The 16,659-nt window shown below is 59.2% G+C and carries 12 protein-coding genes; 6 read left to right on the top strand and 6 right to left on the bottom strand.

The window, feature by feature from the left end; all coding sequences use genetic code 11:
- The 5 genes from G518_RS0114605 to G518_RS35240 form a co-directional block, all read right to left on the bottom strand.
- Entirely contained in the window at window positions 1-747 is a 747-nt protein-coding gene (locus tag G518_RS0114605; protein ID WP_051236704.1) for an ABC transporter ATP-binding protein, read from the bottom strand.
- Window positions 734-1,495: an ABC transporter ATP-binding protein gene (locus G518_RS0114600; RefSeq protein WP_036594766.1), complete on the bottom strand. Its 762-nt coding sequence runs from the start codon at window positions 1,493-1,495 to the stop codon at window positions 734-736. The genes G518_RS0114605 and G518_RS0114600 overlap by 14 nt, the downstream gene beginning before the upstream one ends.
- A 14-nt stretch (window positions 1,496-1,509) precedes the next feature.
- Window positions 1,510-2,736 (bottom strand): ABC transporter substrate-binding protein, encoded by a 1,227-nt coding sequence (locus G518_RS0114595; RefSeq protein WP_169457950.1) that lies wholly within the window; start codon window positions 2,734-2,736, stop codon window positions 1,510-1,512.
- A gap of 76 nt (window positions 2,737-2,812) precedes the next feature.
- Window positions 2,813-4,261, bottom strand: coding sequence for an NAD-dependent succinate-semialdehyde dehydrogenase (locus tag G518_RS0114590; RefSeq protein WP_036594764.1), 1,449 nt, complete (start codon window positions 4,259-4,261; stop codon window positions 2,813-2,815).
- A gap of 38 nt (window positions 4,262-4,299) precedes the next feature.
- Window positions 4,300-5,559: a CaiB/BaiF CoA transferase family protein gene (locus tag G518_RS35240; RefSeq protein WP_051236702.1), complete on the bottom strand. Its 1,260-nt coding sequence runs from the start codon at window positions 5,557-5,559 to the stop codon at window positions 4,300-4,302.
- A gap of 90 nt (window positions 5,560-5,649) precedes the next feature.
- Between G518_RS35240 and G518_RS35235 the strand changes: the two genes are divergently transcribed.
- The 4 genes from G518_RS35235 (at window position 5,650) to G518_RS35220 (ending at window position 11,129) form a co-directional block, all read left to right on the top strand.
- Window positions 5,650-6,573, top strand: a complete 924-nt coding sequence (locus tag G518_RS35235; protein WP_051236701.1) for a LysR family transcriptional regulator — start codon at window positions 5,650-5,652, stop codon at window positions 6,571-6,573.
- A 190-nt stretch (window positions 6,574-6,763) separates the two neighbouring features.
- The gene (locus tag G518_RS35225; protein ID WP_156909403.1) at window positions 6,764-8,098 is read left to right on the top strand and encodes an alpha/beta hydrolase family protein; all 1,335 of its coding nucleotides are present in this window, start codon (window positions 6,764-6,766) and stop codon (window positions 8,096-8,098) included.
- 569 nt (window positions 8,099-8,667) lie between these two features.
- A complete protein-coding gene (locus tag G518_RS0114565; RefSeq protein ID WP_028603182.1) occupies window positions 8,668-9,324 on the top strand; it encodes a response regulator transcription factor in 657 nt (218 codons plus the stop codon).
- Between the two features lie 41 nt (window positions 9,325-9,365).
- A complete protein-coding gene (locus G518_RS35220) occupies window positions 9,366-11,129 on the top strand; it encodes a hybrid sensor histidine kinase/response regulator (RefSeq protein ID WP_169457949.1) in 1,764 nt (587 codons plus the stop codon).
- Between the two features lie 180 nt (window positions 11,130-11,309).
- On the opposite strand, the gene apbC is transcribed toward G518_RS35220, so the two are convergent.
- A complete protein-coding gene (gene apbC / locus G518_RS0114555; protein WP_028603181.1) occupies window positions 11,310-12,401 on the bottom strand; it encodes an iron-sulfur cluster carrier protein ApbC in 1,092 nt (363 codons plus the stop codon).
- A 303-nt stretch (window positions 12,402-12,704) separates the two neighbouring features.
- Between apbC and metG the strand changes: the two genes are divergently transcribed.
- Complete coding sequence (gene metG, locus G518_RS0114550; RefSeq protein ID WP_028603180.1) at window positions 12,705-14,810, top strand: methionine--tRNA ligase; 2,106 nt, start codon at window positions 12,705-12,707, stop codon at window positions 14,808-14,810.
- A gap of 61 nt (window positions 14,811-14,871) precedes the next feature.
- Window positions 14,872-16,593 carry a SulP family inorganic anion transporter gene (locus G518_RS0114545; protein WP_028603179.1) on the top strand — a complete coding sequence of 574 codons (1,722 nt, stop codon included), beginning with the start codon at window positions 14,872-14,874 and terminating at the stop codon, window positions 16,591-16,593.
- Window positions 16,594-16,659 lie beyond the last annotated feature (66 nt).

Raw genomic sequence — 16,659 nt, 5'->3', positions numbered from 1 at the left:
TCACACGCCCAGGTAGGCTTGCAACTGGTCCGGGTCGGCCAGCAGCGAATCGTTGGAAAAAGCGTCTACCACCCGGCCATGCTCAACGACGTAATGGCGGTCCGCCACCGACATCGCGAAATCCAGGTTCTGCTCCACGAGCAGAATCGTGTAGCCGCGCTGCTTGAGGTTTTCGAGCACTTCGCCTATGTGTTCAACAATGACTGGTGCCAGCCCTTCGGTAGGTTCGTCCAGTAATAAAACGCGGGCACCTGTGCGCAGAATTCGGGCGATGGCCAGCATCTGTTGCTCGCCACCTGAAAGTTTGGTGCCCGGGCTGTTCGCTCGTTCGCCCAGTCTTGGAAACAGGGCCAATACTTCCTGAGAAGAAAGGCCACCGGGACTCAGAACTGGCGGCAGCATAAGGTTTTCCTGCACGCTGAGCGACGCAAAAATCCCACGCTCCTCCGGGCAGTAAGCCAGGCCCAGTGGTGCAATTTTTTCAGGAGGCAAGCCAATCGTTTCATGACCGTTGACGCGGACGCTACCGGTGCGCTGAGTGAGCAAACCGATCAACGCGCGCATGGTGGTGGTCTTTCCGGCGCCATTTCGGCCCAGCAGCGTCACGACCTGGCCGCTAGGTACATCGAAGGCCATTCCATGCAGTACGTGCGAAGGCCCGTAGTGGCCATGCAAGTCGCGTACGCACAAAGCTTGGTCGGCGTCCGCGACGTGCGCACCGCCCAAGGTGAGCTCAGGTTGCTGCATTTTTTTTCTTCCCGATATAGGCTGCACGTACACGCTCATCGCTCGAGACTTGGGCATAGGTACCCTCAGACAACACCTGCCCTTCAGCAAGCACCGTGATGCGGTCAGCGAGGTCAGCCACTACACCCAGGTTGTGTTCCACCATCAACACCGTGCGCCCTTCAGATACTCGTCGGATCAAAGAGGCGATCGCTTGCACATCCTCCAGGCCCATTCCCGCAGTGGGCTCGTCCAGTAGCAGCATCTTCGGCTCTAGCGCCAAGGTCGTGGCGATCTCCAGCGCGCGCTTTCGGCCATAGGGCAATTCACCCGCCACGCGCTCTGCCAACGACGCCAGTCCCACGTCAGTCAGCAAAGCCATAGCACGCTCATTCAATGAGGCGAGCACCCGGTCGGATTGCCAAAATTGCATGGAACGCCCCTGCCTGCGTTGCAGTGCCACGCGGACGTTGTCCTTCACGGTCAACGTGGGAAAGATCGCTGAAATCTGGAAGCTACGCACCATGCCTAATAGGGCTACTTTTGCAGGCGGCAGCTTCGTGATGTCACGACCGTCGTAGTGGATACTGCCGCCGCTCGGCTCCAGCGCCTTGGTCAATAGATTGAAGCAGGTGGTCTTGCCGGCCCCATTGGGGCCAATCAAGGCATGGATATGGCCCCGCTTCACCTGCAGATCGATGCTACGGACTGCCTGAAAATTGCCAAACTGTTTGCACAGCCCGCGCGTTTCGATCAAATACTCACTCATGATGCCCGCGCTGCTTACTTCACCAGCGAACACACGGACTTGTCCACCGGTGGGAATACTTCGAGTGCAGGTACGATGGACGTCTGCGAATACAGATCCCACTCGCCTTTGGACTCCGAAGGTTTCTTGATCCGGAAGATGTAGAAGTCGCGCATCATGCGGCCGTCCTCCCGGATCGACCCGTTCTTGGTCATGAAGTCATTGACTGGCGTACTCTTCATCTTGGCCAGCACAGCGGCCGTATCGTCCGTACCCGCAGCAGCGACCGCCTTCAGATAGTGTGAGACCGAGCTGTATGTGCCGGCCTGGATCATGTTGGGCATCTTGCCGAAGCGCTCTTTGTACTTATTCGCAAACTTCCGGGTCTGGTCGTTCTGATCCCAGTAGAACGCCTCTGTTACGAACAAGTCTTGTGTCGGTTTCAGGCCCAAGGCTTTGACGTCGTTGAGAACCAGACTCAACGGCGCCAGCTTCTGCCCGCGTGCCCGCACGCCGAACTCATCCGCCTGCTTGATCATGGCAGCGGCGTGAGCGGTGGTGGTGGCCAGGGCAATCACATCCGCCTTGGAGGCCTGAGCCTGCAACAGTTGGGACGAGAATTCAGTGCTGCTAAACGGGTGTGTGGTGGAACCAATGACCTTGCCGCCCCCTTTTTCAATAATGGCGGTGGCGTCGCGCTGCACGTTCTTGCCGTAGGTGTAGTCCACGGTAATGAAATACCAAGTTTTGCCACCAGCGGCCAGAGCGCCCTTGATTGCGCCGTAGGCCTGCGCATAGGAGTTATAGGTCCAATGGATGCCGTTAGGAGAGCAGTTTTTTCCGGTGAGATCGGAACTGGCTGAACTACCGTAGACAACGATGCGATTTTTCTCGCGAGCCAGATCCTGCATGCCCAATGCCACGGTGGTGATGCCGATGTCAAAGATGGCGCGCACATCGTTGTCATACCACTGGCGCGCCATTGTCAAGCCGGTGTCTGGTTTGTTGAGGTGATCACCTTGCAGCAGCTCAATGGGGCGGCCAAGTACCTTGCCGCCCGCGTCCTCGATCGCCATCTTGGCCGCCACCACTGAACCCGGCCCCGACAGGTCAACCACAATGCCCGACATATCGCTGAGCACGCCGATTTTTAGCGGTGCGGGTTGCTGCGCCATGGCGGCTAGCGGCGTAATGCCCAGGCCAAACGCAGCGGCCGCGAGCATTGCACGGCGCGCGAATTTCTCCAACAGAATCTTCTTCATACTTGTCTCCTTTAAGTAGTTCTTAGCGCTCCGGGATGGCGAATAGACGCCTCCGGCTTCTCTGACGTCACACGCTTTATGCGTGGTGCACGTATTTCTGGTGCATGTAGGCCTCCAGCCCTTCCGAGCCTCCTTCCAACCCATAGCCGCTGTCCTTGAGGCCACCGAAGGGCGCTTCAATATGAGAGACAGCGAACGAGTTGATGCCGATGCCGCCCGCGTGCAGGCCCTCCGCGACGGTCAACGCCGTTTCCGCGGAACGGGTGAAGGCATAGGCCGCCAGTCCATAAGGCGACTGGTTCGCACGGGTCAGGCCTTCTTCGAGAGTTTCGAAGGTGCTGACCAAAGCCAAGGGGCCAAAGGGTTCGACCTGCATTGCGCGCGCATTGCTCGGCACATCTGCCAAGAGCGTGGGCCTGAAGAAATTCCCGTGATCCGCGCAGCGCTGGCCGCCCGCAGCGACACGCGCGCCGGCGCTCACGGCGTCAGCCACCAACTCTTCCATGGCGGACAGGCGCCGGCGGTTGGCCAGTGGACCCATCTGGCTGGACGCATCGGTGCCATCACCTACCTTCAGAGCATCAAGGGCTTGCGCATAGGCGGCCACGAAGCGGTCGTGGATGCCGCGCTGTACGAGAAACCGGGTTGGCGACGTGCACACCTGTCCGGTGTTGCGCGTCTTTCCTTGTACGCATGTGGCAACGGTGCGGTCAAGATCGGCATCGTCAAAGATGAGCACTGGCGCGTGCCCTCCTAACTCCAGCGTACAGGGCTTAGGGGCTTCGGCCGCCAATCTGGCCAGCGCGCGGCCCACACCCGTGGAACCTGTGAATGTGATCTTGCGGATGATGGGCGAGGCAATGAGCAACTCGGAGATGTCTCGCGGCACGCCCAGCACCATGCTCAGCACACCAGCGGGCAAGCCCGCATCTGCCAATGCTTCAACCAACGCCAGAGCGGAAGCCGGTGTTTCCTCTGCCGGTTTCATGACCATCGTGCAGCCTGCCGCTAGTGCGGGTGCAATTTTTCGGGCGGGTAGCAGCGCTGGGAAATTCCACGGTGTGAACGCCGCCACAGGACCAAGCGGCTGCGGCAGCACCATCTGCCTGGCCCCACGGACTCTCGACGGCATCACGCGCCCGTTGGCGCGCAGGCCTTCGGCGGCGTACCACTCAAAGGTCTCCGCGCTTAACTCCACTTCCATGCGCGATTCAGCCAGCGTCTTGCCCTGCTCTAGCGTCATGAGCAAGGCGATGGAATCGGCCCGCTCGCGCAACAGCTGTGCAGCGCGGCGTAGCACAGCGCCACGCTGGTGCGCCGATGTGGAGCTCCATCCCCCGAACGCGCGCTCAGCGCCGGCTAGCGCGTCGTTCAGATCTTGACGGCTTGCTCCATGAATTTCGGCTAACACCACGTCGTTAGCGGGGTTGGTGACTACACCTACGGCGCCTGCGCCGCCGACACGCCATTGGCCGTCCACATACTGCCTGGGTGCTGGATAACTGAATAGGTCTTTTGATTTCATGATGTTGTCTCCTTTGGCACGCTGGGCGGCTCGTTTTTTCAGACGCTAGCTAGGGAAAGGCCAGCTTGCTGCGTAATAACCCCCTGACTCAGAAGGGCCTCGATCTCTTTGTCGTCGCAGCCTGCCTCGCGCAAAATCTCTGCGCTGTGCTCGCCGACCATCGGCGGCGGTTGGCGCTGCGGACAACGTTCGCCATCGAACCGCAAAGGTTGAGCAACCCCTTTCATCGGTCCAAAGTGCGTATGCTCATACTGCAGCAACATGCCAGATGCTTCCGTATGCGGATGGGCGGACATCTCTCCCAACGTATGCACGGGCGAGCAAGGAATCCCCACATCGTCCAGCAGGGACATCCAATAGCCGCGTTTGTGCTGCTTGAGTGCGCGATTCACCAATGCCTCGGTGGCTTCACGATGCTGAACACGCGCATCATTGGTGGCATAGAGCGGATCGCTCACCGCCGAATCCATGCCAGCGAGGACACAAAATTTCCGCCACAGTGAATCATTGGCAATGCCAACAATCAGCGGTTTGTCCGCCGTTTCGAAAACGCCATAAGGACACAGCGATCCATGACCCACGCCGACCTTGCGCGGTTCTCGCCCGGTAAGCCAGTGGTTCTGCAAAAAATAGCCAAGAAACGCGGCCGAGGTATCGAATAGCGAGGCCTCCACGCTGCAGCCCTCGCCAGTTCGTTCACGTCGCAGCAGCGCAGCCTGAATGCCGATTAGGGCATGCATGCCAGTAGCCTGATCCACCGGTGAGAACGGACTGCGCGTGGGCGGGCTGCCCTCTTCGCCGGTGATAGACAACATACCGCTGAAGGCCTGCAAGATCAGGTCATAACCTTTGCCGTGGCACATAGGCCCCACGCTGCCAAAGCCCGAGATGCTGCAATGAATGAGGCGGGAGTTGAGGCTGCGCAGCGTATCGGCGTCTACGCGCAGCCGTGCGGCCACCCCGGGCGCGAAGCTTTCAATCACCACATCCACCGAGCGTACAAGGCCATGAACGATGGCGAGCCCTGCTTCACTTTTGAGATCTAGCGCCAGACTGCGCTTGTTGCGATTGGCGCTCAGGAACGGACCCGAAGCACGTTGCCCATCCGCGGATACGCAGAAATCAGGCCATGAGCGCGTGTCATCACCTTCCCCTGGGGCTTCGACCTTAATCACGTCTGCGCCCATATCGCCAAGATATTGGCCGCACAGCGGTCCTGCCAAAACCCGCGATAGGTCAAGCACACGGATGCCGGAAAGCAATGCAGAGGTTGATGCGGAAGGTTGCGGTGAAGTCATTGGAGGCCATTGTGTGAATCACCTTTCCATCTGTAAAATTAAATAAATATCTACATGTAGTAATTTTTTTAATTCGCTCGCAAACCACCCATGCATATCTCCGACCATGTCCTGCGCTGTTTCCTCGCTTTGGCGGATTCAGGTCAGTTCACGCTGGCGGCGGAGCAATGCCACCTGACCCAATCCGCGCTCAGCCAGCTCATCTCTCGTCTTGAAGGACGGCTGGGGGTTCTGCTGTTCAACCGCGAGCCGCGCTCTGCCACCCTGACTAATGAGGGCCGGCGTCTGGCGGAGACTGCCCGACGCGTGCTGGCTGATCTTGGTCAGGTCGTGACTGAACTGCGCGATGTAGCCACCTTGCAAACCGGCCAAGTCTCCCTTGCGGCGGTTCCTTCTCTCTCAGTGATGTGGCTACCCAGTCTGTTGAAGCTCTTCGGTTCGCGTTACCCGGGCGTGAGACTCCGGTTGCACGATCAGTCCTCCGTCCGTTGCCTGGAACTGGTACGGCAGGGGGTCGTGGATTTCGCGCTCAACTCACAACCGGGTATGCCTCACGAAATGGATGCAGAGCTGCTGTTCGAGGAATCGCTTTACGTGGTTTGCGCGCCTGATCATCCTTTGAGCAAAGTGAAAGTAGTCACCCCGGCGGACCTGGCTGGCGTAAGGTTTCTCCACCTGCAGGGGACTGAGGACATGTTGGTACGCACTCCGACAGGTCTTAAAGGTGCCAGACACGTCTTTTCTCAAGCGGGAGTGGTCGATAGTGGCTTCGAAGTCACCAGCCTTGCCACCCTTGCGGGTTTGGTCTCCTCAGGTCTCGGGGTCGGCCTGGCTCCCGAAACCTCGCTGGATCAGTTTCGCCTTTTACCTACGCACGCCGCACGCATCAGTCCTCAAATGATGATGCGCCCCATCTACTTCATCTACCCGAAAGGCCGCGCGCTTACCAATGCGGCTCGCAGCATGCATGGGCTGCTGCTTGAAAGCTTGCCCAAATTGGCTCGGGTGTCCTAGGGCGTGTTCACGCACCATCGCGGGTGCCTTGTCAGGTAAACACCTGAAACGCGTAAGCCAACTTTGTCCATAAACGTGGGGAATTCACACCTTCGCGCAGAAGATGCGATTTGAGCCCATGTATCGTGAAGATAGGAACTGTTTGCACAGTTATCCTACGGGATTGTGTTTTACCTATCCCGATTACCCCATGCAGACTTCGTCTTCTAGACTGGCCCGACTGTCCTATTGGTGCGCGCTGGCTGCCGTTTCTGCAAGTTTGGCAGCCTGCGGCGGCGGCGGCGACGATGCGCCGCCTCCCGCGCCCACACCAGCGCCCACGCCAGGGCCTGCACCGACGCCCGAGCCTACTCCTGCGCCAGCCCCGACCCCGGCTCCCACTCCTGCGCCTACGCCGGCCCCCGCGCCTACCCCTGCACCCGCACCAACACCCGCGCCGCCACCCATGCCCGCGCCTGGGGAGCGCGGCGGCCTGCAGTCTGCTCAGCTCGTCAACACCTTGACCGCGACCCAGGTTCAAGCTGCCTTGGCCGGCAGTCGACTGGGCCCGACCACCACCGCTGTGGCGCGCTACGACGTGAGCAACTACCGCATCAACTACACCACTACCGACAAGGATGGGCAGCGGGTGGTGGCTTCCGGCCTGGTGAGCGTACCCGCCAAGGCTGTTGGCGCAGCCAGCCCAGTGCTCAGCTACCAGCACGCCACGATCTTCCGCAACGACGAGGCTCCGAGCGTTCGTACCGAAGCTGGCGAGCCGCCCATTGTGCTGGCCTCTCAGGGCTACATCGTGGTTTCTCCCGACTACGTGGGTTTTGGCAGTACCCAGGGTCTGGAGCACCCCTACCTGATTGCAGACGCTACTGCAAACTCCGTGGTGGACTTGCTGGTCGCTGCGCAATCCTGGCGCTGGCAACAAAGCGTCGCCGACAATGGACAGCTCTTCCTGGTGGGCTATTCCGAAGGCGGTTATGCCACCATGGCAGCCCACCGCGCCCTGCAAAGCGCGGGCGCCAATGGCTGGCTGATGCAACGTGTGGCGGCGTCTGTACCTGGCGCTGGGCCCTATGACGTTCAGTTCACGCTCGATCAGTTGCGCGAAGGCCTGCCCAATTGGCTACGCGCATTGTTCAATCCAGGCAACCTGAGCCGGGCACCAGAATCGGTCCGCAATGAGGTTCGCCGCTTGCTGGTGGGGCAACTGTTTCCCAGCGATGCAGATGTGGGGTATCAAACGCTGTTCATAGATCGCTATCTGGCGGACGACCGTGAAGCGATTGCCCGCGACCACAGCGTTCACCTGGGGTGGGGACCTCAAGCACCGGTCTACCTCTTTCATGGCAAGGACGACAAAACGGTGCCTTACGGTACCTCGGTCAATGCCTTGCAAGCGCTGCGTAACGCAGGCGGCACGAATGTGAGCTTGACCGACTGCAGTACAGCGGACCGCGGTCATCTGGGTTGCGTGCCGGAGTACTTTGAGTTCACGATGAACCGCCTGCGCCAATTGGCGCGGGACTTGTGAAGACCCTCTGGAAACATAGCCAGTAGATGCGCCCCGAGAACCCGGGGTCGCTCTGGCGCCAGCTCTTCCCCGAACCATTGGGCACCAACTGGGCGTGCAGGCCTCCAAAGATGCCGAGCAGGAGCTCGGCGGTCCTGGCAGCAAGCGCTTCACAGAACCAATCTCTTGCCAGGCAGGTCAACGCTTCCGTTTAAGCAGAGCGTCGGAGAAGGTGCGCACCGACTGCTGCCGGAAACAAGTCCGGAAACACCAAACTCCATTCGCCCAGTGAACCGAGTGCTCCTCATCCTCGACCCCCTGCCCTTGTGGGGGCAGGAAGTGGGAAATGGCCCCCTGAATTTCAAGCAGTTTTTCACACAACTGCGCTTTCCCAATACCTTCGCGCCAGTATCGTGGCTGGTTAATGGTTGCCAGCCACCGCACCGAGCGAAATAATGCGTTGCACGCAAAACAATTTTTATGATGAACGCATCATTCACTTACATGAGGCAAAAACACCATACGCCGAACGGCCCATAGCGGTTAGTGGAGCGTCACGCTATCCTTGGAACCCCATCGACGGTCTTTAAATGAGGCGATTAGACTTACTCGATGACTTCGCCATTTTGCTGGTGGACGATCATCCGCTATTCCGAGACGGTTTGACGGCTGCACTGCGCCATCATGTACCGGGGCTTCGAGTGCATGCGGTCGGAACGATGGCCAGCGCGCTGGAGATGTTGGGCTCGGCAGGCGACAAATTTGATCTAGTTCTTTTGGATTATCGGCTGCCCGGTACAGACGGCCTGTATTGCGCGGAATTACTGATTCAACAATACCCTGGGATAGCGGTGGGGCTGATGTCAGGCCTGGACGATCCCACGTTGCCCGAGCGCGCGCGCGAAGCGGGCCTGATCGCCTATTTGTCCAAATCGCTGGAGATTTCCTCGCTGATCGAGCACCTACGCCGGTTGGCCATGGGCGAGCCTGTCTTCAGTGCGCCCGATCCACCACAGCAAGCATTCGATGCCACTCGAGCGGACCCCATGAACCTGACGGCGCGCCAACTGGATGTGCTTCGCGCCATGGCCAGCGGCAGTAGCAACAAAGAGATCGCGCGCACCATGGGCATCTCACCCGCCACGGTCAAAAAACACCTTGAGGCGGTCTTCGCCAAGCTGGGAGCGACTAACCGCTTACAGGCCGCGATGCTGGCACGCACAGTGCTCGGCGATCCCCCGCCTTGAATATGGTCACCGACCGAATCCAAGCTGCGTATAGCCGACTCATGTTGACTGCCGACGGGATGGTTCCCGCTGGCGTAGACAACGACAAACGACTCCAGATCGAACGGCAGATGCTGGATATGCTGGCAGGGGGCATGCGCCAGGCCATGGCGACTTCGATCATCATCGGGCCCCTGCTGACGGCGTGGATGACAGAGCCCCACATTGGCACGCTCAAAGCCGTGATCCCTGTATTGCTTCTATGGGCTTTCGGGGTGGAACGAATGTTCTTCTTACGGCGCATGGCACGCGAGCGCGCCCTGCGCGACGATGCGCCGCGTCGCTGGGCTCGTGGGATTGGCTGGCGACTGGGGCTAGGCAGTCTCGTGGTGATTGTCTGGTTTCACTTCGTGGTGGAGTCCGAGAACCGCATCCTGATATCTCAGATGTTGGCGCTTTTTACCATCGTCACCGCTGGTGGAGCCGCCTTGTTTTCCAGTTGGCCCCCCGTCATGTGGGTGGTTGTCAGCACGCAGTTGCTGGGCATCGCCGTACAGTTGGCCAGGTTTGGCGACTCGGAACGCATGGTGGAAGCCGTGTTCTGCGTGGTGTTGTGGCTTGTATTGATCTTCGCCAGCCTGCGCTCAGCTCGCATCCTGCACAAAGAAGCCCTGACTCGACTACACAACGAAGATCTGGTGCGCGAGTTGCACGAGAAGCACGCCCAGGCGGAGGCAGCCACTGCGGCTAAATCCCGCTTTCTTGCCGCTGCGAGCCATGATCTGCGCCAGCCACTCCAGGCAATGGGGCTTTACCTCAGCGTGCTGCAACCCCGTATAGGCCAGCGCGATAACCATGACAGCGATACCCTGGTGCACATGCAGCAATGTATGACGGCACTTGATCAAATCCTGGAATCCCTGCTCGATCTCTCACGCATGGATTTCGGGCAGCTGACCCCAACACGCCAAGCCATTCCTCTGCAGGCATTGCTCGATAACCTGGCCGGAATGTACCAAGTCGGGGCACGACAGAGAAATTTGCAGTTGCGCGTGCACCCCACCAACGCCTGGGTGAATACAGACCCGGCTCTCTTGGAGCGCGCCCTCTCGAACTTGGTGAGCAACGCATTGCGCTACACCCTGAAAGGAGGCGTTCTTCTAGCCGCACGGCGGCGCGGTGAGTATGTCCGCCTGTGTGTGGTGGACACCGGCGTGGGCATTTCGGAGAGCGATCAAGCACTGATCTTTGAAGAGTTCGTTCAATTGAACAACCCTGGACGCGATTCAGACCCAGGCCATGGCCTGGGTTTGGCAACGGTCCAGCGGATTGCGGACCTGCTCGAACACCCCATCACTTTGCGCTCGCGCGTGGGACACGGCTCGAGCTTCATGATGGACGTGCCCGCGGCTCAGCCTCAGGACGCTCCCGTGACACTGCCCTCATCGGGCGTGTCCACCAAGCTGGCGGGCCGCATCCTGGTGGTTGAGGACAACCCCCGGGTTCGGGAAGCCCTGACTGGCCAACTAACGGACTGGGGACTGCAAGTGGATGCGGCGAGTGACGGGCAGGCGGCCTGCGAACTCATGGCGCTCAAGGTTTTCGACGCTGTCCTGAGTGACTGGCGCCTACCTGGATCCATGGACGGGGCAGCTATTCTGCGCGAGGCCAAGGCTCGGATACCAGGACTTAAATTCAGCCTGCTTCTCACTGGCGAAGATACACCCGTATTGCAGGAGCTCCAGCATGAATTTACCGTTCTGCGCAAACCTCTGCGCCCGCTCAGGCTCCGTACTCTGTTGGCACGGCATTTGAAGTCTGCTTGAAAGATCAGACGCGGTACATCACTGCTCAGAGCGCTGGGGTCAACTCAGCGCTACTTCCCCTGGAGACGCTCGGAAAAACTCTTGGTGCCCCAAGGTTTTCACAGGCCCAAGATGCCGAGCAGGAGCTCGGCGGTCCCAGGGGCTGGCGGGTTGCCAGGCGGAGAGCCAACGCCCAATCGCTCAAGTATCTTTCGATATCTTGATTGAAGGAAACTTGGATGAGAAATCCTTGGCTTTCTCTGCAATCTTCAGAGCTACCTGCCGCGCCACCGCTTTGTAGATCTCGGTGGCTTCGCCGTCGGGATCAGCCACTACAGTGGGTCGTCCGCTATCTGATTGCTCACGAATTGATAGCTTAAGTGGGAGCGCGCCCAGATAGTCGATACCTTTTTCAGCCGCATAACGCTTGCCGCCTTCGGCACCGAAGATGTGTTCCACATGGCCGCAGTTGGTACACACGTGCACCGCCATGTTCTCGACCAAGCCGAGAATAGGCACGCCCACCTTCTCGAACATCGCCACGCCCTTCTTCGCATCCGCCAAAGCGATATCCTGGGGAGTGGTGACGATCACGGCGCCGGTCATGGGCACGCGCTGGCTCAGTGTGAGCTGTATGTCCCCGGTACCGGGTGGAAGATCGACGATCAGGTAATCCAGATCGCGCCAGTTTGTTTGGCGCAGGAGTTGCTCCAGCGCCTGGGTGGCCATGGGGCCGCGCCAGATGGTGGCCTCATCCTGGTCCACGAGGAAGCCGATCGAATTGACCTGCACCCCGTAGTTTTCCAGGGGCTCCATGGTTTTGCCGTCGATGGACTCAGGACGGCCGCTGATGCCCATCATGATGGGCATGCTGGGGCCATAGATGTCTGCATCAAGAAGCCCCACGCTCGCGCCTTCGGCGGCCAATGCCAGCGCCAGGTTGGCCGCCGTGGTGCTTTTGCCCACACCGCCCTTACCCGAAGCCACGGCAATGATGTTCTTCACGTTGGGCATCAACTGCACGCCCCGCTGAACTGCATGCGCCGTGATTTTGCTAGATATATGAACAGACACGTTCTGCACGCCCGCAACGCTCCTGGCCGCAGCAATCAGAGCCTGGCGCAGGGCCGGAATCTGGCTTTTGGCGGGGTAGCCCAATTCGACTTCGAAGGCGACATCGCCGCCACCCGCCTGCAAGTTCTTTAATTGCTTGGTCGATACAAAGTCTCGGCCCGTGTTGGGATCGATCACATTTTTCAGCGCGGCTAACAGCGCGCTTTCATCAACTGCCATTTGGCTTTCTCCGAATATCCAGGCTTGTGGGAAGGCTCTGCCTAACTTCAACTCGAGTTACGCATAGCCGCCTTAAGTCTATAGTGAAAAAAGAGTCCCGCCGGCCGTTCACCAAGTCGCCACTATCCGGCGCAGCAGTATGGGATGGCTTCAAACGGCAAAAAACACGCAATCCTGACCAAATTACGCGTTGGGCACCGTCACGCATAAAATTGAGGGTTCCCCCTAGGGCATGTCATGAATTAAAAGACCCACGCATGACGCGTTTATCCATGACACGCCCTACACCCTAGAGAGCACCGAATGACCGCGCAGCGCCAGATCTTTGTTACCACTGCCTTGCCGTACGCCAACGGCACGTTCCACATCGGCCACATCATGGAATACATCCAGGCCGATATCTGGGTGCGCTTTCAAAGGATGCAGGGCCACGCGGTGAATTTCGTCGGTGCGGATGATGCCCATGGCGCGCCTATCATGATCGCTGCAGAAAAGGTGGGTAAGACGCCTGAGCAGTTCGTGGCCGACATTGCAGCCGGTCGCAAACAGTATCTGGATGGCTTTCACATCAGCCACGACAACTGGCACAGCACGCACAGCCCGGAAAACACCGAAATGGCCCAGGCCATTTACAAAGACCTGAAGTCCAACGGGTTGATCACGTCCCGCAGCATCGAGCAGTTTTTTGATCCACAGAAGGGCATGTTCCTTCCCGATCGCTTCATCAAGGGTGAGTGCCCCAACTGCCACGCCAAGGACCAATACGGCGACAACTGCGAAGTCTGCAGCGCGGTCTATTCGCCCACGGATCTGATCAACCCCTACTCAGCCCTCACAGGCGCCAAGCCAGAGCTGAAAAGCAGCGAACACTTCTTTTTCAAACTCTCGGACCCACGCTGCGTGGAGTTCCTGGAGCGCTGGACACAGGACGGACGCCTGCAAAGCGATGTAGCCAACAAGGTGCGCGAGTGGATCGCTCCTGGTGAAGACGGCAAGCCCAAGATGGGTGATTGGGACATTTCCCGCGATTCGCCGTACTTCGGTATTGAAATTCCTGATGCGCCGGGCAAGTACTTCTATGTCTGGCTGGATGCGCCCGTGGGCTACCTCGCCAGCCTGAAGAATCTGCTGGAAAAACGCGGCGAGAGTTACGACGCCTACATGGCTCAGCCGAACCTGGAGCAGTATCACTTCATCGGCAAGGACATCATCACATTCCACACGCTGTTCTGGCCGGCCATGCTGAAGTTCAGCGGTCGCAAAGTGCCTGACAACGTGTTCGTGCACGGTTTTCTCACGGTAAACAACGGCGAGAAAATGAGCAAGAGCCGCGGCACAGGACTCGATCCGCTCAAGTACCTGCAACTGGGGATGAACCCAGAATGGCTTCGCTACTACCTGGCTGCCAAACTTTCCGCGCGCAACGAAGATCTGGATTTCAACGCCGAAGATTTCATGCTGCGTGTAAACAGCGACCTGATCGGCAAATACATCAATATCGCCAGCCGCGCAGCGGGCTTCATCAGCAAGCGCTTTGATGGCCGGCTGGGCGAAATATCGGCCGATGGCGATGCCTTGCTCACGCACCTTCGCGATGCCAAGCCTCAGGTGACTGCGCTCTATGCCGAGCGCGAGTTTGGCAAGGTCGTGCGCGAGATCATGGCTCTGGCCGACAGGGTGAATGCCTATGTAGACCAGAACAAGCCCTGGGAGTTGGCCAAGCAGGAAGGCATGGACGGCCGCCTGCACGACGTTTGCACGGTGTGCATAGAAGCATTCCGCACGCTTACCATCTATCTGAAACCCATCTTGCCCAAACTGGCAGCCGATGTGGCGTTCTTCCTCATGCTGCCACCTGAGGACTTCGCCAGCGTGGAGCAGCCCCTGGGCGCGGGCGCGCAAATCGGCGAGTACAAGCACCTGATGCAGCGTGTGGATACGAAGCAGTTGGAAGCCCTGTTCGAGCCTCCCGCCTCTGCGCCCCAAGCCTTGGCAGCAAGCAATGGGCTGGCTCCCGCCAGCAGTGCCCCGGGCGGAGAGCCCATCGCGCCCACCATCACCATTGACGACTTCGCCAAGATCGACTTGCGCATTGCCAAGATCGTCGCCTGCGACAAAGTCGAGGGATCCACCAAGCTTCTGCGCCTGACGCTGGATGCAGGCGAAACCGCTGAAGACGGGCAGCCCAAGCTGCGCAACGTATTCAGCGGCATCGCCAGCGCCTACCAGCCCGAACAGTTGGTGGGCAAACTCACCGTTCTGGTTGCCAACCTGGCGCCCCGCAAAATGAAGTTTGGAATCAGCGAAGGCATGGTGCTTGCAGCAAGCCATGGCGATGAGAAGAAAAATCCAGGGATTTACGTGCTGGAACCGGGGAACGGTGCGCAGCCTGGGATGCGGGTAAGCTGATTCAGGACACGTTTTTTCGGGTCGGTGGGCCGCCCTGCGTGATGGCGGTACATTCTTCCTTATGAAGAAAGTTGTGCTGCCTCGCTTTCGACCGCGCCTGATAGACGCGCTTCAGGACTACGACAAGACTCGTTTCACGAAGGACGTGGCGGCGGGAGTGACCGTCGCCGTGGTGGCACTGCCACTGGCCATGGCGTTTGCGATCGCTTCGGGGCTGAAGCCAGAGGCTGGCATCTTCACCGCCATCATTGCGGGATTTCTCATCTCTGCATTGGGTGGAAGCCGTGTGCAGATCGGCGGACCGGCGGGCGCTTTCATCGTGATCGTCTACGGCATCGTGCAGCAGTATGGCGTGGCCAATCTGATCATCGCCACTGCGATGTCAGGTGTGCTGCTGTTCCTGATGGGCCTGTTCAAGCTGGGCACGCTGATCCGTTTCATTCCCATCTCCGTGGTGATCGGCTTCACCAACGGCATTGCGGTGCTGATCGGCCTCTCCCAGATCAAGGATTTTCTTGGCCTGAACGTGGCCAATATGCCGGGCGATTTTTTCGGTATTCTGGGCGCGCTTTGGGGTCACCTGGACACGCTCAACCCCTGGGCTCTGGGCGTAGCAACCGCCTCTCTGGCGATCATCATCGGCTGGCAGCGAGGCATTGCACGCATCCCGGCGATTAGACGTGCCCTGCCCTTTAGCCACAAGCTCTCAAGCGTGCCGGGCTCCATCGTGGCGCTGGTGCTGGCGACCTTGGTGGTGGGCCTTTTTGATCTGCCCGTGGAAACCATAGGCAGCAAATTTGGTGGTATTCCGGCAGCCTTGCCTGCGTTCGCACTTCCGAGCTTTAGTTGGGAATCCGCGCGATTTCTCCTGATGCCCACCATTACCTTGGCGCTTTTGGGCGCGATTGAATCCTTGCTCTGCGCACGCGTGGCTGACGGCATGATTGGTGATCGACACGACCCGAACCAGGAACTCATGGCCCAGGGTGTAGCCAACTTCGTGACGCCGTTTTTCGGCGGCATGCCCGCCACGGGCACCATTGCACGCACCGTGACGAACGTGAAAAGCGGCGCCAGCAGCCCGGTGTCCGGGATTGTGCATTCCATCGCCTTGTTGACGGTGATACTGATCGCAGCACCGATGGCGGGATCCATACCGCTGGCATGCCTGGCTGCCATTTTGATGTTCGTGGCCTGGAACATGGGGGAATGGCGCGAATTCGCCCGCCTTAAGACCTACCGGGTGCCTTACCGCATCACCTTGCTGGCGGTATTTTTCCTGACTGTGGTGTTCGATCTCACGGTGGCCGTTCAGTTTGGCATCTTCGCCGCGTGCATTACCTTCATCTACAGAATCTCGAGCCTGTCGCGTGCTGAGGAGCAGAGTGCCAACGATCATCCGGCCCTGGCCGGTCACGAGGGACAACTGCAAGTTTGGCGGCTCTATGGTGCCTTGTTTTTCGGTGCGACCAAACTGATAGAGGCCATGGAGGATCACTTGCCGCCAGGTGCACTGGTATTGGATTTGAAGAATGTGATCTACATTGACTCCACTGGCGCTGAAGCACTGCAAAATCTGCTGGAAACCTGCCATAAGCGTGAGGTGCGTCTGATCGTCAGCGGCTTGATGAACCAACCGCTTGATATTGCTCGGCGCACTGGGCTGCTGGAGCAGCTCCAATCGAATCCATCCAATCTGCAGCCTCATGTGGCAGCCGCTGTTCTGGAGGCTGTCAACGGGGAGTACGCGCGGGCACAACCCAGCCCCGGAGGTGTGGCGTGAGCTGGCATGCACGCGGGTTTCTGATCGAGCCCGCCCGTCCGGAGATCAACCTGACCACAGCGGTGG

The organism is Ottowia thiooxydans DSM 14619, from assembly GCF_000422885.1.
In the GTDB taxonomy this organism is placed as follows: Bacteria; Pseudomonadota; Gammaproteobacteria; order Burkholderiales; family Burkholderiaceae_C; genus Ottowia; species Ottowia thiooxydans.
Note: the sequence above shows the minus strand (reverse complement) of the source record. Positions and strands in the feature narration are given on the sequence as shown.